The 19,305-nt window shown below is 41.7% G+C and carries 15 protein-coding genes; 10 read left to right on the top strand and 5 right to left on the bottom strand.

From position 1 onward, the window contains the following. Position 1: 1 nt before the first annotated feature. Both QZ576_RS02700 and QZ576_RS02695 read left to right on the top strand, forming a co-directional pair. Entirely contained in the window at positions 2-880 is an 879-nt protein-coding gene (locus QZ576_RS02700) for a hypothetical protein (RefSeq protein ID WP_297093856.1), read from the top strand. Positions 881-948: 68 nt separating this feature from the next. Further along, the gene (locus tag QZ576_RS02695; RefSeq protein ID WP_297093855.1) at positions 949-3,180 is read left to right on the top strand and encodes a GH92 family glycosyl hydrolase; all 2,232 of its coding nucleotides are present in this window, start codon (positions 949-951) and stop codon (positions 3,178-3,180) included. A gap of 276 nt (positions 3,181-3,456) precedes the next feature. Here the strand turns inward: QZ576_RS02695 and QZ576_RS02690 are convergent, their stop codons facing one another. The 3 genes from QZ576_RS02690 to kduI all read right to left on the bottom strand — a co-directional run bounded on the left by QZ576_RS02690 (position 3,457) and on the right by kduI (position 6,491). Further along, the gene (locus QZ576_RS02690; RefSeq protein WP_297093854.1) at positions 3,457-4,722 is read right to left on the bottom strand and encodes a DUF4861 domain-containing protein; all 1,266 of its coding nucleotides are present in this window, start codon (positions 4,720-4,722) and stop codon (positions 3,457-3,459) included. A 93-nt stretch (positions 4,723-4,815) separates the two neighbouring features. Continuing rightward, positions 4,816-5,613 carry a gluconate 5-dehydrogenase gene (locus QZ576_RS02685; protein WP_297093853.1) on the bottom strand — a complete coding sequence of 266 codons (798 nt, stop codon included), beginning with the start codon at positions 5,611-5,613 and terminating at the stop codon, positions 4,816-4,818. 35 nt (positions 5,614-5,648) lie between these two features. After that, complete coding sequence (gene kduI / locus QZ576_RS02680) at positions 5,649-6,491, bottom strand: 5-dehydro-4-deoxy-D-glucuronate isomerase (protein ID WP_297093852.1); 843 nt, start codon at positions 6,489-6,491, stop codon at positions 5,649-5,651. A 122-nt stretch (positions 6,492-6,613) separates the two neighbouring features. Here kduI and QZ576_RS02675 point away from each other — a divergent pair, with 122 nt between their 5' ends. The 8 genes from QZ576_RS02675 to QZ576_RS02640 all read left to right on the top strand — a co-directional run bounded on the left by QZ576_RS02675 (position 6,614) and on the right by QZ576_RS02640 (position 15,747). After that, positions 6,614-7,639, top strand: coding sequence for a LacI family DNA-binding transcriptional regulator (locus QZ576_RS02675; protein ID WP_297093851.1), 1,026 nt, complete (start codon positions 6,614-6,616; stop codon positions 7,637-7,639). A 209-nt stretch (positions 7,640-7,848) separates the two neighbouring features. Continuing rightward, on the top strand, positions 7,849-9,033 hold the full coding sequence (locus QZ576_RS02670) for a T9SS type A sorting domain-containing protein (RefSeq protein ID WP_297093850.1): 1,185 nt from the start codon (positions 7,849-7,851) through the stop codon (positions 9,031-9,033). 228 nt (positions 9,034-9,261) lie between these two features. Further along, positions 9,262-11,610, top strand: a complete 2,349-nt coding sequence (locus QZ576_RS02665) for a TonB-dependent receptor (RefSeq protein WP_297093849.1) — start codon at positions 9,262-9,264, stop codon at positions 11,608-11,610. Positions 11,611-11,615: 5 nt separating this feature from the next. Then, positions 11,616-12,533, top strand: coding sequence for a DUF4249 domain-containing protein (locus QZ576_RS02660; protein ID WP_297093848.1), 918 nt, complete (start codon positions 11,616-11,618; stop codon positions 12,531-12,533). 133 nt (positions 12,534-12,666) lie between these two features. Continuing rightward, complete coding sequence (locus QZ576_RS02655; RefSeq protein ID WP_297093847.1) at positions 12,667-13,656, top strand: CdaR family protein; 990 nt, start codon at positions 12,667-12,669, stop codon at positions 13,654-13,656. 3 nt (positions 13,657-13,659) lie between these two features. After that, complete coding sequence (gene coaE, locus QZ576_RS02650) at positions 13,660-14,259, top strand: dephospho-CoA kinase (RefSeq protein WP_297093846.1); 600 nt, start codon at positions 13,660-13,662, stop codon at positions 14,257-14,259. Next, entirely contained in the window at positions 14,243-14,980 is a 738-nt protein-coding gene (locus tag QZ576_RS02645; protein WP_297093845.1) for a TerB family tellurite resistance protein, read from the top strand. Before coaE ends, QZ576_RS02645 begins: the two co-directional genes overlap by 17 nt. 128 nt (positions 14,981-15,108) lie before the next feature. Beyond that, on the top strand, positions 15,109-15,747 hold the full coding sequence (locus tag QZ576_RS02640; RefSeq protein WP_297093844.1) for an MOSC domain-containing protein: 639 nt from the start codon (positions 15,109-15,111) through the stop codon (positions 15,745-15,747). Between the two features lie 344 nt (positions 15,748-16,091). Here the strand turns inward: QZ576_RS02640 and argS are convergent, their stop codons facing one another. Together argS and QZ576_RS02630 are read right to left on the bottom strand one after the other, a co-directional pair. Continuing rightward, complete coding sequence (argS, locus tag QZ576_RS02635) at positions 16,092-17,882, bottom strand: arginine--tRNA ligase (RefSeq protein WP_297093843.1); 1,791 nt, start codon at positions 17,880-17,882, stop codon at positions 16,092-16,094. 103 nt (positions 17,883-17,985) lie between these two features. Beyond that, entirely contained in the window at positions 17,986-19,281 is a 1,296-nt protein-coding gene (locus QZ576_RS02630) for an OmpA family protein (protein WP_297093842.1), read from the bottom strand. Positions 19,282-19,305: the final 24 nt, after the last annotated feature.

The raw sequence follows: 19,305 nt of genomic DNA, 5'->3' as shown, positions 1-19,305 counted from the left end.
AATGAAAAAAGTACTTTATTGGTTATTAGCCATTGTTATTACCCTTGCTGCTGTTATCTACCAACGAAAAACAGGCCCCACTTACGACAAAAAACTACCGGTAGAAGTTAACAATACCAGTTACGAAGTTAAACTGGTACGCAGCATCGAAATAGGCAGCAACACAGAGGTAAAACTGGCTATCGACGATAAAAATATTAATGCCCGTTTGTTTTATAAACAGTTCCTCTCGAATGATCCTTACCAATCGGTTGACTTTGTTTATAAAGAGAAACCGGTTGATTCCTACCTGATGAATAAGGTTTTTAATATTACCGAAGAAAAAGGATGGTTTGCACCGGTACCCGAGCAGCCGGCTGCAGGTAAAATTCAATACTATATTGAAATTACCGACGACACCGGCACCACTGCCTACTCAAAAGAATCGCTGGTAGTAATTCGTTTTAAAGGAGCTGTTCCCTCATCGATACTGGCACCACATATCTTTTTTATGTTCTTTGCCATGCTGCTCGGAAACCTGGCCGGAATCATGGCTGTTTTCAGGCATCAACGTTATAAATTTTACACCACCGTTACACTGGTCACCCTACTTATTGGCGGTATGATTTTGGGACCAATGGTTCAATTGCATGCTTTTGGCGAAGCCTGGGCCGGCGTTCCATTTGCCTGGGACTTAACCGATAATAAAACACTGGTAGCCTTTATTTTCTGGATACTGGCATTTGTTATGAACCGTAAAAAAGAACGCCCTGTATTTACAATTGTAGCGTCGATAGTTATGTTGATCGTTTATTCCATTCCTCATAGTATGTACGGCTCGCAACTCGATCCTGAAACCGGGGAGATCATACAGGGATGGATTCAACTGTTTATTTTTTAATCTGAAAATCAGTATCCGTTTTTTCCGAAAATTTTAAATTTGGCATTCCTAACAAAATCTAACTAAAAATGAAGAACTGGTATCTGCTTATACTTGTACTCCTGTTTTCCTGCTCGCAAAAAACCGAAAAAAATTACCTGAGTTATGTCGATCCGCTAATTGGAACGGGGCCGGCATCAACCTTAGCAGCGAAAGATCATCCCGGAGACCATGTGAGTAACGGACAAACAATTCCGGCAGTAACAGCTCCTTTCGGAATGACGCAATGGACGCCGCAAATTTACGATAACGAGGAAAAATGTATTGCGCCTTTTTATACGGGCCAAACCATGATTCAAGGTTTTCGGGCAACACACTGGCTCAGCGGATCGTGCACGCAGGATTATGGTTCTTTTACCATCTACCCTACTCAACTGGGAACCAGTTTTAGCTTTCAACCGGTGCAGCGCCAAACCATGACTTTAATGAAAACCGAAAATCTGTCGCCGGCTTACGCTTCATTTTTATTTCCGGCGAAAACCATTTTGTCGGAGATGACCGCAACCAAACGATGCGGCTTTTTTCGTTTCTCGTGGTTAGAGGAGAAAAATCCTACCATCATGTTCGACATCAACAGCGATCAAGGCAAAGGATACATAAAAATCGACCTGGAAAAACAGGAAGTCTATGGCTACAATCCGGCCTATCGAATTTATAGCGGCCAAGATCAACCGGCAGGTATATCAGGTTATTTTGTGGCTAAATTCGACCACGAAATCGTAAAATACGGTACATGGGGAGATTTTGAATACGAACACGGAACCACCGAACGTAAGGATGAGCAAAAGATTGGTGCTTATGTAACATTTAGCACCGAGGGTGATTCTCCCGTAAAACTAAAAGTTGGCACCTCGTTTACCAGTATCGAAAATGCACGTAAAAACCTGGAGGCCGAAATTGCCGACTGGGATTTTGATGCCACCAAACAAAATACGGAAAACACCTGGAACGATTACCTCGGACGTATTGATGTGGAATCGGAAAACCAGGAAGAACTTACCAAATTTTACACCGCTGTTTATCATGCATTATTTCACCCGCGTTTAATGAGCGACGTTAACGGCGACTACCCGGCTTTTTCGAAACAATACGAAACCAAAAACAACAGCGATTTTGATTATTATGGTGACTTCTCGAACTGGGATATTTTTAGGGCACAAATGCCATTGCTGAGCCTTATTGCCCCAAAAGAATACAACGACATGGTAAAATCGCTTGTTGAAAAAGCTGAAGATGGTGATTGGCTTCCTATTTTCCCGATGTGGAACAATTACACATCGGCAATGATTGGCGACCACAGTACTTCGATACTTTGCGATGCGGCCATGAAAGGTTTCGATTTTGATTTGGAAAAGGCCTACCGATATATGCGAAAAAATGCCTACGAAACACCGGAGGAAGAGGCTTATAAGGATGGAAAAGGACGCCGTGCATTAACGTCATATATCGAGTTTGGATATGTTCCACTTGACGATGTAGTTGCCGATGCTTTTCACACCAATGAGCAGGTTTCCAGAACATTGGAATATGCTTACAACGACTGGTGCGTGGCTCAATTGGCGCAGAAATTGGGAAAAACCGACGATTATAATGATCTGCTTACCCGCTCGTACAATTATTCAAATGTATTTGATGAAAGCCAGGGCTGGGTAAACGGAAAATATGCCGACGGGCATTTTTACGAAGATTTTAATGCCAATACCGAGCAATTTTTTATTACCGAAGGCACACCAAAACATTACACCTGGTTTGTACCGCACGATGTTGAAGGATTGATCGGTTTAATGGGTGGCGAAAATACCTTTAGCGACAAGCTGAACAATCTTATTGACGATAAACTTTACTGGCACGGCAACGAGCCCAGTCATCATATTCCTTTCCTGTTTAATTACACCAACGAGTGGGACAAAACGCAAAAAACAGTAAAATACATCCTGCGCACAGAATACGGATTAGGTCGCGGCGGACTTTCAGGAAACGACGATGCCGGACAACTCTCGGCGTGGTATGTTTTTGGTGCAATGGGTTTTTACCCGATGTGCCCGGGAAGCAACGAATATCAACTGTCGTCGCCAATATTTAAGCAGGTAACACTTAATCTGGATAAGGATTATTATCCGGGTGGAAAGTTTGTATTAAAAGCCGACGGAGCAACATCGTCAAACGTTTTCTCTTCCGTTAAATTAAACGGTAAAGAAAGTGCTACGAAAATAAATCACGAAGACATCCAAAAAGGGGGAACTCTGAAGTTTCTAAAATAAAAAATTCAGCAGGTGACTATCTTTTGCACCGTTCTTTAGAGCGGTGATAAAAAAGCTCCTTTAATCATAGATTTTTTTAGGATTTTTGTAAACTAAATTTCACAAAAATCCTAAAAAAATCAGTTTCATCTTGTTATTCGATATCACCGCCGTGAAAGACGGTGCAAGGAATAATATTCACCTGCTGAATTTCTATTTCGAAAGTCAATCTGAGCGTAGTCGAAGATTGTTGGATTACACTTCGACTTCGCTCAGTGTAACTTTATCACAATTAGACTAAAGTTTTTGAATTGGTGAAGATAACTTTCCAGCCTCGTCAGAAATGTACTCCCGGAAACCTTCTTCCGTTTTCCATTGGTCTTTATCCAGTCCCCAAACCGAAAAGAAATGATGTTTCGCCGATTGGGCATCTTTGCATTTCTGCCCGATGTAATACGTTTCTGAAATGATGTTGCTAAAACCTTTTTCCGGCACAGTTTTAAAACCTTTTTCAAACCAGTTAATATCGCTGGTCCGTCCAATTTTACCAGCTTCTGTTTTAGGAACAATCACTGCCATTCCTAGCTCATCATTATTCAACGATTGTACATCGTGGGTTCCAATACAAGTAAAATCAGCCACCTCAAATTGGAACGGATCCTTTTTCAATTGCGAGGTAACAATACCTGTTACAATCTGATCGCCTTCAGCACATCCGTAAACCGTTACATCCGACTCAAACCAGTATTTCCCGGGATAAATGGTAATGCGTTCCACAGCTTCCATCTCTTCACCATCAACATGCCACCCTGCGTATTTCAAATCGAAAACCGAACGGATCGGACCTTCAACTATTTTTTGGTATTCGTAAACATCGGTCGATCCCAACCGATACAATGAATCATTTCTCATTAACGCAATTCCACCCGATCCCAGTGAGCTGCCACAATGCAAAACGTCCATTCCCCAATCGTTCAAAACATGATAATCAGGAATAGCCGGCGTATGAACATCGTCGGCCACCATTACCGGTTTGCGTTTACCGAACAAGTCTTTTACATTTCGGCAATCGAAATAAACCCGGAATGCGATCTTGTCATTTTCCCAGGTCACGCCTTCTCCTTGTGCAATAATTTTAAAAGGCTCGCTAACCGGAACAGCTTCGTAGTAATCCACTTCTTTGTACGATCCGTCTTCCTGATGAATTCCCAATCGTAGATTGGTGCGTTTTTCAACTTTTGGATAATCCGATTCAGAGATCAATTCGATTGTCGCTTCCACAGTTTCATTGGCTTTCAAATCCATCAACAAAACAACTTCGTCCCAGTTTCCATCGCCGTCCAAATCGTCAACCTGGCTGGGAATCGTCTTATCACTGGTCTTAAAAACAGGAAATTTGCCCTCTTCCAACGCAATTTTTGTTGCAATTTCTTCGCGGGAAAATACGATCACTTCATCGCTTCGTTCTTCCGCCAAAGGATTTTTAAGCGAAACTTTAGGTTGCTGCGTACACGAAGCAAACAGTATCAGAAACAAAATACCAAATGGAATAATTTTCTTCATGATTGGTTTAGTTTTATTGAATAAAAAAAGTGTATCAGAAACAAGCTACCATTTCGCACTTTTGTTTCCAATACACTATTTCCCAGTTAATTACTAAATATCGTTTTCGCCTTTTACGTAACCGAAATTGGCCAAAATTCCACCGTCGACATAAAGCACTTGTCCGTTTACAAAATCGGCAGCTTTCGATGCCAAAAACAAGGCTGCATTTCCAACGTCTTCGGGTTCGCCCCAACGGTTTGCCGGCGTACGTGTCATCACCAAATCGTTAAACGGATGAGCTCCCTCACGGATCGGCGCAGTTTGCGGCGTGGCAATGTAACCCGGACCAATTCCGTTGATCTGCACATTGTATTTTGCCCACTCGCAGCACATATTTGCTGTTAACAATTTCAAACCACCTTTTGCCGAAGCATAAGCTGACACTGAATTACGGCCGTAAACGCTCATCATCGAACACATATTTATGATTTTTCCCGAACGGTTCTCAATCATTTTAGGAGCAACACGTTTAGCCACAATAAACGGAGCAACCAAATCAATATCAATTACTTCCTTAAAGTCGTCAACTTTTAAATCAAGAATAGGAATACGTTTTATAATTCCTGCGTTATTTACAAGAATATCAATCGGGCCAACTTCCTTTTCAATCGTCGAAATCCCCTTATCAACAGCTACCTCGTCGGTAACATCGAAATTTATGGTATAAACATCAACTCCCGCTTTGGCATATTCTGTTTTGCAATCGGCCAATTTATCGTCCGAGCGACCATTCACACAAACTTTAGCGCCTGCCTTTGCCAGCGTCACTCCAACGGCCATTCCAATGCCGTGGGTTCCACCGGTAACCAGTGCAACTTTTCCGCTTAGGTCGAATAATTCCTGTATCATTTTCAGTTAATTTTGTTGATTGATTTCGAAGTATCCTATCTCAATTCCTGTGGTTGAATAACATCCATATCGGTGTAATCCAGGTTTTCGCCTGCCATTCCCCAAATAAAAATGTAGTTTGACGTTCCGGCAGCCGAGTGGATCGACCACTCAGGAGAAATCACCGCTTGTTCGTTTTTCATCCAGATGTGACGTGTTTCCTGTGGCTCGCCCATAAAATGACAAACAGCCTGTTCTTCAGGAACTTCAAAATAGAAATAAACCTCGTTACGGCGAGTGTGCTGATGTGCCGGCATGGTGTTCCAAACGCTTCCCGGTTTTAATTCAGTCATTCCCATTTGCAGCTGGCAAGTGTCAACAACCGTGTTAATCATCAGCTGGTTAATATTTCGCTCGTTCGATGTTTCCAGACTTCCCAAATGCAGCACATTGGCATCGGCCAGTGTTACCTGTTTGGTTGGATATTCTTTGTGTGCCGGCGCCGAGTTAAAATAAAAGTGTGCAGGCTTGGCTGCGTCATCCGATTTAAAAGTAACTTCTTTGCTTCCACGGCCAATGTACAAAGCATCTTTGTAATTCATTTTGTACTCCGTTCCGTCAACCACAACAGTTCCGGTGCCCCCAACATTCATTACACCAACTTCGCGGCGCTCGCAAAAATAGGCAGCTTTTAGCGGGTCGATAGTTTCCAGCGGAAGGTCGTCGGTTGTTGGAACTGCACCACCAACAATGTAACGTTCAATCGAAGAATAAACCATACGAACGTTACCTTCTTCCATCAGGTTTTCCACTAAAAACTCTTTTCTGATTTTTTCTGTATCGTATTTCTTAAAATCCTCAGGATGATAAGCATACCTTCTTTCATAAATTGTTGCCATAATATTTAATTTTTTATTCTTAAAACGATCTAATTCTGCAAATGTAAGAAGAAAGAAATAGAATTGCAATCGATTGCATTGATTAAAAATATTCTTAACTTTGCCGTTAAATAACACTACAAATGGTGCAAAAACCGGAAATTACAATTCACGATATCGCCAAAAAGCTGAATATTTCGGCTTCCACTGTTTCGCGTGCCTTAAAAGACAATCCACTGATTAGCGAAGCGACACGGAAAAAGATCAAAAAAGCGGCCATTGAAATGGGGTACCGGCCCAATGTTATGGCGGCAAATTTACGTACCCGGCGCACCAATACTATTGGCGTAATTGTTCCACTGATCAATCGTCATTTTTTTTCATCGGTTATTTCCGGAATTGAAGAGGTAGCTTACAAACAGGGATTTGCGGTTACCATTTCGCAATCGAACGATAAGCTGGAAAAGGAAAGTACCATTGCTCACTCTTTGTTTTCGAACCGTGTTGATGGATTGATTTTGTCGATTGGAATGGAAACCCAAACCTACGATCACCTGAAACTTTTTTCGGAAAGAAATATTCCACTGGTCTTTTTCGACAGGATCGTTGAAGAAATTCCGGCGCATAAAATTGTTGTCGACGATTTTGGCGGAGCCTACCGGGCTACGCAGCATTTGATTGAACAAGGCCGAAAAAAAGTGGCGCATATTGGCGGACCTCTCAACCTGCAAATCTACGCAAAACGTGAAGCCGGTTACCGACAGGCAATTAGCGATGCAGGACTTGAGATTAACGAAGACCAGATTTTGCACAACAGCCTTACTCGCGAAGACGGACTGAATGCCATTAAGAAGATTCTGAAAACAAAAGAAAGACCCGATGCCATTTTTTGTGCCAACGACACCACAGCATTGAGTGCCATTATTTATCTAAATGAAAAGGGCATTAAAGTGCCTGAAGATATTGCTATTGTGGGTTTTAGTAACGAGCCGTTTAGCGAGCTGGTAACACCTTCAATTTCCACCATTAAACAGCCCGGTTTTGAGATGGGGCAGAAAGCTGCTGAACTATTAATCAAACAAATTAGCAGCAAAACAAAACCCCAAACTTACGAAACGATTATGATGGAAACGGAGCTTATTGTTCGAAACTCATCACAATTAAAATAGAGTAAGCGAAGCTTTATCACTCAATTCCTTAGACAACACTCAATATAACACCTACTATAAGGTTATATTTCCTTACAGATAATACAATAATGCCTAGCTTCGCTAAGCTATATACGCAAAAAAAACAAACTTCTTACACCTCCAATTCAGCAATTATTATTGTGTAACCCCCTCAGTATCTGCGTACATTTGTGTAATACGAACCCATTTTGAAAATACAGGCCAAAATATGGAAACAGGGCGTGCTCCTTTTGGTACTTCTTATTAGTTTTTCTACAATTCTCGGAGCATCGAATCTAACCAGCGAAAATGATTGGAACGTTCCACCTGTGGCTCAAAACGACACCTTTATTCTTGCTGCCCAATACGATCTGGTATTTTACGGAGACGTAATGATTAACGATTATGATCCGAACGGAGACAAAATTGAGATCATCTTTGCTGCTTCTCCGAGAGAGGCTTTGCTTACAATGGAGAAAAACGGGCATTTCAGATTGCAGATACCGGAAAAATTTGTGGGTAACTTCAGTTTCGAATATTACATTAAAGAACTTACTGACAATGAATACAGTGCATTGGGAAGTGTATTCATTAAAGTTATAGAAAATGCTGATTTGGATGACATTCCGAATTACGCCGACATGGATAATGATAACGACGGACTTCCGGATTATCTAGACGGAATAGGACTGGACTCCGACAATGACGGTATTCCAAATAATTTCGATATCGACAGCGACAACGATGGAATAACCGATAACATCGAATGGCAACAGGAACATAACTACATTGCGCCTTCAGGTATTGATGCCAACCAAAACGGATGGGACGATGCCTACGATACAGAAATGGGTGGCACTTGCTACAATCCGGTTGACACTGACCGAGATGGGCTACCCGATATGATAGATAAAGATTCGGATGGCGACGGTGTAAGTGATTTGATTGAAGCTTCCAATTTATCCTTGGAAAATAAGGCCGGTATTCAGTTATTGTTTGCCGACCAGGACCGAGATGGGCTCGACGATTTTTTTGACCAAATGACAAAAGGTTCTGACTGGCAAAATTCAACTGCCAGTAGCTGCAATCCAATCGATTCAAACAATAACGGCATTCGCGATTGGCGCGATAACACCAGCCATTTGTCTACCGAATCGGCTTACATTTTCCCGAGCCCTGCCTCGTCATCGTTCCAGTTTTTCCACCCCGATCAACAATTCAACCAGCAATTAACCGTTCAAATTTATAATACAAAAGGTCAGCTAAGTAAAGTTTATAAAACTGCCTACAGCAACGAACGAATTACTGTTCAAGACCTTACCAACGGAACCTATATTGTAACCGTTAGTTCCGATGCATTTCAACACTCGCAAAAGGTTATTATTCAACACTAATTTCAAAAAAGTTTTCCTTAAACTGTAACCCTCCTCATTTTTTGCTGTCACTATTTACAGAAACAACAAAAATATAAATTCGTATCGCTTGTCGACTAAAAACGTCCATTGGTCGGATTTATAAAAGCAGATTTATATGATGTATTACTTTTGTTGGAGCTAGAAAACAATGTGGATGTTCAGCCAAACATCCAAAAACAGAAAACAATTAGAAACAAAAGCCAAAAAATGATGAAAACAATGATGTTACTCCTTCTCCTTACAACCGGAGTTGCAGTACAAGCACAGAACATTACCTTAAGTGGTTACCTCAGAGACGCTTCCAACGGAGAAGCGCTGATTGGTGCTACGGTTTATGTTGAAGAACTGAAACAGGGCACCGCATCAAATGCCTACGGATTTTACTCTCTTACCATTCCCGAAGGAAGCTACACGCTTCAGGTTTCGTTTATCGGTTACCAAACCATTAAACAGAAGATTGATGCCGGGGAAAGTCTAAACATTTCGCTTTCGTTACAGGAAAACACCGAAGTAATGGAAGAGATTATTGTAAGCGGCGAAGCTGCCAATGCCAATGTGGAACGTATTGAAATGGGAATGGAAAAACTTCCGGTGAAAACCATTCAGAAACTTCCGGCATTTATGGGCGAAGTGGATATTATCCGCACCATTCAGCTGTTGCCCGGTATTCAAAGTGGCGGTGAGGCCAGTTCGGGTTTGTACGTTCGTGGCGGTGGCCCCGACGAAAACCTGATGATCCTTGACGAAGCACCGGTTTACAATGCCTCGCACCTGATGGGTTTCTTTTCGGTATTTAACTCAAATGCCATTAAAGATATTCAGGTGTACAAAAGTGGTATTCCGGCCGAATACGGCGGAAAAGCATCGTCGGTAATCGATATCCGCCAAAAAGATGGTAACTCCAAACAGTTTGGTTTCGATGGCGGAATTGGAAACCTGTCGAGCCGCTTAACTTTGGAAGGCCCAATTATTAAAGATAAATGGAGTTTCCTACTGGCCGGACGCCGCACTTACTACGATATTTTAGGTAAAGCTGCCGGTATAGATGAGCTGGCAGATAACACCATGTATTTCTACGATTTAAATGGAAAATCGAATCTCGTTATCAACAACAATAACCGCATTTATCTTTCGGGGTATATGGGCGAAGATGTTTTTGAGATGGGCGAATCGATGTACATGCGTTGGGGAAATGCCACCGCAACAGCCCGCTGGAACCACATTTTCGGCGATAAGATTTTTATGAATATTTCGGCCATTTTTTCCAACTACGATTACAAACTTGGAGTTCCGGGAGAGAATGCTGATAACTTCGATTGGTCATCAAGAATAAAAGACTACAACGGAAAAGCGGATTTTACCTGGTTTGCAAATCCCCAAAACACCGTAAAGTTTGGGGTGAATACCATCAGACATGAATTCCGCCCGGGTAAGATTACTACCAACGGCGATAACTCGATGTTTTCGGATATGGAACTGGCGCACTACAACGCCATTGAAAGTGCGGTTTATCTTTCGAACGAACAGAAGATCTCCGATCGTTTTTCAATGCAATACGGCGTGCGCTTAAGTCATTTCCAGCAGGTTGGTAAAGGAGAAGTAAACATTTACGAGGATCCTGAAAATCCTGATGAAAATGAACTTATCGAAACCATCAGCTACGGGAAGAAGGATAAAATTGGTGATGCATTTGTACATTTGGAGCCACGTTTCAGCATGAAATATACGCTCGACCGGAACAGCTCGGTAAAAGGATCGTACAACCGGATGGTGCAAAACCTGCACCTTATTTCGAACACGCAGTCGCCTACTCCGCTGGATATTTGGCTACCATCGAGCACATACATAAAACCACTAAAAGTCGACCAGGTGTCGCTAGGTTATTTCCGAAACTTTCAGCAAAATATGTGGGAAACATCGGTTGAGGTTTATTACAAAGACATGCAAAATGTTTTGGACTATATTGAAGGAGCTGAACTATTCCTGAACGATGCAATTGAAACTGAATTGCTGCACGGTTCGGGCACTTCGAAAGGATTGGAAGCACTGGTGAAAAAATCGAAAGGAAAACTTACCGGTTGGGCGGGTTACACATGGTCGAAAACCGAACGCGAAATTCCGGGTATCAACAACGGAAATCCATACCCATCGTCGTACGACCGCACTCACGACCTTTCGCTGGTATCGAGTTACCAACTGAACGACCGCTGGAATTTTGCAGCCAACTTTGTTTATGCAACCGGAAATCCAACATCGTACCCGGTGGCCAAATACTATGTTCAGGGAAACCAGGTATACGAATATTCGGCCCGCAACAGCAACCGGATTCCTGATTATAACCGACTTGACCTGTCGTTTACTTACGACTTTAAAAAAAATGTGAACCGACGTTTTAAACAATCGATAAACGTATCGGTGTACAATGTTTACGGACGAAGAAATGCCTATTCGATTACTCCCGGAGCAAACGAAGATAATCCGAATCAAACGGAATTTATCCGCCTGTCGATTATCGGAGCCCCTATCCCATCAATCACTTATAACTTTAAATTTTAAACGCCATGAAAACAGCACAAATAATAAAAGGAATTATCATTCTTCTGTTTGCGATTGTTGCATTAACCGCCTGCGAAGATGTGGTTGACGTGGAACTAAACGACGAAGATATTGACCTGATAGCCGTTGAAGCGTACATTAACACAAAAGCAGAAAACAACGTTTATGTAAAATTGGAACGCACGCTTGCGGTAAATCAAACAGCACAAAACCCGGTAATCAATAATGCCGTGGTTGTGTTAAGCGACAATGCCGATTCGCCAAATTCCGTAACACTCGAAGAACAAGGAACTACAGGAATTTATGTATTGCCTGCCGGAACTACTTATCCGGGAGTTAGCGGCCGCACATACACCTTAACAATTACAACACCGGACGGAACAGTAATTACTGCAGAAGATTATTTACAGGAAGTTGAGATATTGGATACAGTAAAAGTAAATTTAAGTAATATAGGTGATTACGAATACCTGGGTATTTTCATTAATTCGCAGGAAACGCCTGGCTTGGGGCATTATTATAAATGGGATATTTACATTAACGACGAGCTTCTGTACGATGCAGAGGATCTGGCTTTTGCCAGCGATGAACTGGTTGACGGTAATTACATTTACGACATGCTTATCTATCTTGACTGGGAAGAAGAAGAGGAAGATAAAATTCTGCATGATGGAGACACCATACGTGTAGAACAACTTTCAATTTCATCGGCAGTATACGACTTTTACTGGGCACTGAATGATCAGGCTTGGGCCGGAAGTCCGTTTAGTGTTCCGCCCGCAAATGTACCAAGCAACCTGAGTTCCAACGACGGGAAACGTATTCTGGGTTTGTTCTCGGCGCGCGATGTTTCAGTTGGTAATACAGTAGTTATCGACGACTCAAATTTCACGCCTTTAAAATCGAGTATCCCCGGAATTTAAAAACCGTTTGAGAATTTAAAACTTTGAAATATACATTTCTTAAAAAACGAAGCTTGCAAGAGGAATTTTGCAAGCTTCGTTTTTGATGTCGGTATTAATTGCTACTTTTCGTTAATTTTGCTGTTTTACCGGAATGAACAAGAACATTGAAAAAATAACGGGCTATTTAAAAATTGAGCAACTTAAAAACGACAAACGAGTAATCGTTTATTTAATTTGCGTGGTTATCGCCACAGTGCTCTGGTTTTTAAATGCTTTGGAAAAAGATTACTCTACAACTATCGCTTACCCCGTTCGGTATGTAAGTCCGCCCAACCACCAGTTTTTGGCCAATAAACCTCCTGAAAAACTTGATCTAAAAGTTGATGCACACGGTTTTACTCTTTTGCGCCATAAACTCAATTTTTCGTATTCGCCCATTATTTTAAACCTGACGAATATTACGCAGAATCTGGAGTCGAACAACGGCACGTATCTGGTAGCAAGCAATACTTTAATCCGACGAATTTCGAGCCAGATTAGTAACGAAATTAGCCTGCAGCAGGTTAATCCTGATATCATCCGAATCGTTCTCGACAGCTTAAAAACCAAAACGGTTCCGGTAAAAGCCGATGTTTCAATCGAATTTAAACCTCAGTTTAATCTAAAAAATCCGGTGCAGGTAAAACCTTCGGAAGTTAAAATTACAGGTCCCGCGTCGGTAGTCGATACGGTTCGTTTTCTCTCCACTACACAACGGTCGTTCGAAGAAGTGGATAAAACGATTACCCGAAATGTAAAACTCATTCATCCGGAGCCCACCACTGTTGTTCCGGCCGAGGTGCTATTGCAAATTGATGTGGAAAAATACACCGAAAAACAGGTTCGCCTTCCTATACAGGTTATCAACAAACCGGCCGATGTGAGGATTAAATTGTTCCCATCGGAACTCACGCTTAACTGCATTGTAGGCTTGAGTGAATTCGACAATATTTCGGATGCCGACTTTCGGGCAGTGGTTGATTATGCATCGATTAGTAACAGCGAAAGCCGCCTGAGGGTGAACATAGCCGATAAACCATCGTTTGTTGAGATTTCGCGCTTTACTCCAGAATCGGTAGAATACCTCATTGAAACGTATTAAAAAATGGCTTTAAAGATTGGTATTACAGGTGGAATTGGAAGCGGAAAATCGGTAATTTGCCAGGTTTTCAAGCTTCTGGGAGCTCCTGTTTTTGAGGCCGACATTTGGGCAAAAAAACTGGTGAATTCGCATGAGATAATCAAAACCGGACTTATTGACTGGTATGGCCACGACATTTATTCACCAAACGGCATAATTGACCGGAAAAAGCTGGCTGGCATCATTTTTACTGATAACGCAGAGATGCAGAAGGTAAACGGTTTAATTCATCCCGTGGTGCGGCAGGAATTTATGATTTGGGCAGACCAGCAAAACAGTCCGTACGTCGTTCACGAAGCGGCGATTCTTTTTGAGAGCGGTTTCTATAAAATGATGGATTATACGATTTTAGTAACTGCACCCGAAAATATGCGGATCGACCGCGTAACGAAGCGAGATGGTTCAACAGTTGAAGCTGTTAAAGAACGGATGGGCAAACAATGGAACGATGAGCAGAAACGCGAACTCGCTTCAAAAGAAATTAAAAACGACAACAAAACATTATTGATTCCTCAAATCATTGAAATCGATAAACAATTAAAAGAATATGGCAAAATTTGGTAAATGGATAGGAGCCGGACTAGGTGCTTTTGCCGGCGGTCCTATTGGCGCAATTATAGGTTTTACGATAGGTTCGATATTCGATGGCGGCCAGGAAGCCGTGCAACGTGGAACACGAACTGGCTACTCGAGCAGAACAACTACCACCGGCGGATATGTAATGAGCCTTTTGGTTTTGGTGGCTGCCGTAATGAAAGCCGATGGAAAAGTGCTGAAATCGGAGCTCGACTATGTAAAGAAATTTATGGTGCACAACTTTGGCGAAGACTCGGCACAGGAAGCCATTAAAATGTTACGCGACCTGCTGCAACAAACCATTCCGGTTAACGAAGTTTGCCAGCAGATAAAAGCAAACATGAACTACTCGGCACGCCTGCAGCTGGTTCATTTTTTGTTTGGAATTGCCCATGCCGATGGTCAGGTTGATGTGGAAGAGCAAAAGTTGATTACACATATTTGTAATCAGATGGGTATCGGAAATAACGATTTTGAATCGATTCAGGCCATGTTTGTTCCTAATACCGATGGCGATTACAAAATACTTGAAATTGACCGATCGGCCAGCAACGACGATGTGAAAAAAGCTTACCGTCGTATGGCAATGAAATACCACCCAGATAAAGTTAGCACACTGGGTGACGAAGTGCAGAATGCTGCAAAAGAGAAATTCCAAAAAGTAAATCAGGCTTACGAGAACATTAAAAAGGAACGGAAGATAGCTTAATCAGTTTACAGTCGCAGTTAGCAGTTCGCTCTGTTAGCTTAAAGAAAGAATGACTGCGAGATCTGTTACTTTGCAGCCAATTAAACCAGATTTCTCTCCGTCAACTTACGGATCGAAATAACACAAAAATGAAAATCATCTCAACAAATATTGCTGAAGCCCGGATAATTGAATGGAAGGGAAAAGAGGTCCCAACCGGTTTGTACAAATTTGGTGTTGACAAGGGGATTTTTCTGGGTAAAGAAGATGTAAAACACGACAATGTGATGGACCGCAGATACCATGGCGGCGTTGATAAAGCATGTTACCTCTACTCAGCGGATCATTACCAATACTGGCAAAACCTTTATCCTGATTTAGAATTGCCCTGGGGAATGTTTGGCGAAAACCTTACAGTGGAAGGTCTGCACGAAAAGGAAATAAATATAGGAGACACTTATAAAATTGGTGAGGCCGTCGTACAGGTTACCCAACCACGCCAACCTTGTTTTAAACTGCAGTTCAGGTTTAACGATAACAATATTGTACGCCAGTTTGTCGACTCCGGTTTTTCGGGTGTTTATGTCAGGATTTTGGAAAATGGCCACGTAAATCACGGCGACAGCATGGAGCTTATCGACAAAAAACAATCGCTATCGATACACGAAGTTTACACCCTACTTTATGCCGATGAATTTGATGAAAAAGTAAAAGAAGCGGTAAACGATCCGTTTATTGCCGAAAGTTGCAAACGTGATTTATTAAAACGCTGGAGCGATTTTTTATAAGCCGTTAGCCACCAAAACTTTCCAATTAGAACGGTTTTAAATAGCAACATATCTAAAGATTTAAAGGTTACCTTTCCCCATTTTTCAGAATATATAAGTGGACAAGGAAGGAAGTGCAAACCTCTTTCAACCATTAAATCAGAAGTGCAACATCAAATTGCAAAAGACATTAAGGAGGCTTTGAAGATGGCCTCCTTTCTTTTTTAAAAGGTTTTTCGACCTAAAATCACATTGATATAAAAAGCTATAAACAAACAACCCGTTTCAAATTAAATATTGAAACGGGTTGTTATATGATACAGCTATCTGTAATGCTTATTTAGCGCTTGTTCTGATTATTGGATCTACATTCTTTCTGGCATTTCAACACCCAACAAGCCCATACCGGTTTGTACCACCTGCCCAACGGCTGACGCCAGCACCAGACGGAAGTTTTTCACACTTTCGTCAGCTTCTCCAAGTATTGTATGATCGTGATAAAACTGGTTGAATTCTTTTACCAATTCGTAGCAGTAGTTGGCAATAATTGCCGGGCTGTAATTGTCGCCGGCTTCTTCCACAGCTGCAGGAAATAACGAAATACGTTTCACTAAATCCTTTTCTTTTGATGAAATCGATTCAACAGTCACATTCTCGTCAATAGTAATATTTTGATCGGCAGCCTTGCGCAGAACCGATTTAATACGTGCGTAAGTGTACTGAATAAATGGCCCGGTATTTCCGTTAAAATCGATCGATTCTTCCGGGTTGAACATCATATTCTTACGTGGGTCTACTTTCAGAATAAAATATTTCAGCGCACCAAGGGCAATCATTTTAAAGGTATTCTCGGCATCGTCACCTGTTAGCGAATCAAGTTTTCCTAAATCAGCCGACATTTCGCGGGCTACTTCCACCATGTTGTCAACCAAGTCGTCGGCATCAACAACGGTTCCCTCGCGAGATTTCATTTTTCCTGATGGTAATTCAACCATGCCATACGAGAAGTGGTACAAATCTTTTCCCCAGCTAAATCCAAGTTTATCCAGCAAAATAGCCAACACCTGGAAGTGGTAGTTTTGCTCATTACCCACCACGTAAACCATTTTGTCGATCGAATAATCGTTAAAACGCATTTTGGCCGTACCAATGTCCTGGGTCATATAAACCGAGGTACCATCGCTACGTAAAAGTATTTTCTGATCCAATCCGTCACCGGTAAGATCGGCCCAAACCGAGTTGTCTTCGCGTCTTGTAAAAGTACCTTCTTCCAGACCTCTCAACACCTCTTCTTTACCAATAAGGTAAGTGTCCGACTCGTAATAAATTTTATCGAAACCAACACCAAGTGTTTTGTAAGTTACGTCAAAACCTGCGTACACCCAGTTGTTCATCATTTTCCAAAGCTCAACTGTCTCCTCATCTTTTGCTTCCCACTTTCTAAGCAATTCGCGGGCTGCAATAATTGATGGTGCCTGGTTTTCGGCTTCTTCTTTCGAAACACCTTTTTCAACCAGTTCAGCAACTTCAGCTTTGTAATGTTTATCGAATTCAACGTAGTATTTTCCAACTAGGTGATCGCCTTTCATTCCTATGCTTTCAGGAGTTTCTCCGTTACCCCATTGTTTCCAGGCATACATCGATTTACAGATGTGGATACCACGGTCGTTTACAATGTTGGTCATTACCACTTTTTTACCGTTGGCTTTCAAAATCTCAGAGATAGAGAATCCCAACAGGTTGTTTCTGATGTGGCCAAGGTGAAGCGGTTTGTTGGTGTTTGGCGACGAGTATTCAACCATTACCAACTCACTATCGTCGGTAACCGGTTTTAATCCAAATTCCGAATTCGCAAAGCTACTTTTAAGAACGCCGAGCCAATAATTCTGGCTGATCTCCAAATTCAGAAAACCTTTTATTACATTGAAGTTTTCTACGGTTTCAATGTTTTCAACAAGGTATTTTCCAAGATCTTCGGCAGTTTGCTCCGGTCCTTTTTTTGAGTATCGTAAAAAAGGAAACACCACAACGGTTATATCGCCCTCGAAATCTTTTCGGGTATTCTGCACCTGTACCTGGTTTTCTGGTAAATCTGCACCGTATAAAGACTTCATTCCTTCAACGGTTCCTTTCTGAATCAAACTTTCGATACTCATAATCAAGCTTATTTTTTTGAGACCGCAAATATAATACATTACAGCCATAAACGAGAAAAGCCCTGCCAAATGACAGAGCTTTTCGATAATATTTAATTAAAGCTTACTTGCGAACTTTTGCAACTTCAAATTCTGCTCTACGGTTTTTGCGTTTGTTCTCTAATGTTGTGTTAGGAACAGCCGGTTTAGTTTCACCATAGTTATTAGAACCTACATAAGCGTTGTTCACACCTTTTCTCAGTAAGTACTTAACAACAGCCTGAGCACGTCTTTCAGACAGTCCCATGTTGTATTGTTCTGTACCAATGTCATCAGTGTGACCACCAATTACGATGTCGTATTCTTTAGCAGCGTTCAATTGATCAGCTAATTTATCCAATTCAGCTTGAGCTTCTGGTCTCAGAGTTGATTTGTCGAAATCGAAGTAGATAGTTGGAATTGAAATTTCACTCCAATCTGGGCAACCATTGTTGCTTGCAGGACCTACTTCTGAAGGACAATCGTCTTCACAGTCGATTACACCGTCGCCGTCTGAATCAAGCGGACAACCGTCAGCGTCAACAGGACATCCTTTTGGTGTATCAGGACATTTGTCTTTTGGATCAGGAACTCCGTCTTCGTCTGAATCAGGACAGCCGTTGAATTTAGCCAATCCAGGAGTATCAGGACACTCATCATCTTTATCGGCAATACCGTCACCATCTTTGTCAGGACAACCATTTAAAGAAGCTGGGCCAGGTTCTGTAGGACAGTCATCTTTATAATCAGGAACTCCGTCACCGTCAGTGTCGATCGGACAACCTTTTTCATCTACTTGTACTCCTGCAGGCGTACCTGGACATTCGTCTTTACGATCACTTACACCGTCACCATCTTCATCTTTGGCTTTACCCATGGCAAATTCCAAGATACTGGTAACCATGAAATGTTCGTCAGTCCATCCTTTTTCCGGTTGCCCAGAATGATATCCCTCTATACTATTAACATATGAACCTGCTATAAATAGCGATGTTTTTTCGCCAACAGGGAATTTCAAACCGGCACCATAATCAAATGTAACACCGTCTGCCTGATTATCCCACATATAACCAGGTCCACCAAAAAGGAATGGCTGGATTGCCATATCTTCATTATAAAGTTTCAAACGCAGGTTAAGTAAGGTAGCAAATACATCTGTACCTCCATCAGTGAAAGACAATCTGTTATCGAGCATTAAATCAAATCTTGGGCTCAAATAGCGGCTAATGTAGAAATTAGCGAGAACACCGGTATCATCTGTTTCAATATTGTAGTCAATACCAGGTCCTACACCGATGGCCCATTTATTATCGGAATTTTGAGCAATGGCAGAACCAATGAACAAACCCAATGCAAATAAGAAAAGAGTAAATTTTTTCATAGTTTTGAAATTATTTTTTGTTGT

It is taken from the genome of uncultured Draconibacterium sp., from assembly GCF_913060805.1.
Classification (GTDB): domain Bacteria; phylum Bacteroidota; class Bacteroidia; order Bacteroidales; family Prolixibacteraceae; genus Draconibacterium.
The sequence above is the reverse complement of the archived record's forward strand: the minus strand, read 5'-3'. Positions and strand labels throughout refer to the sequence as shown.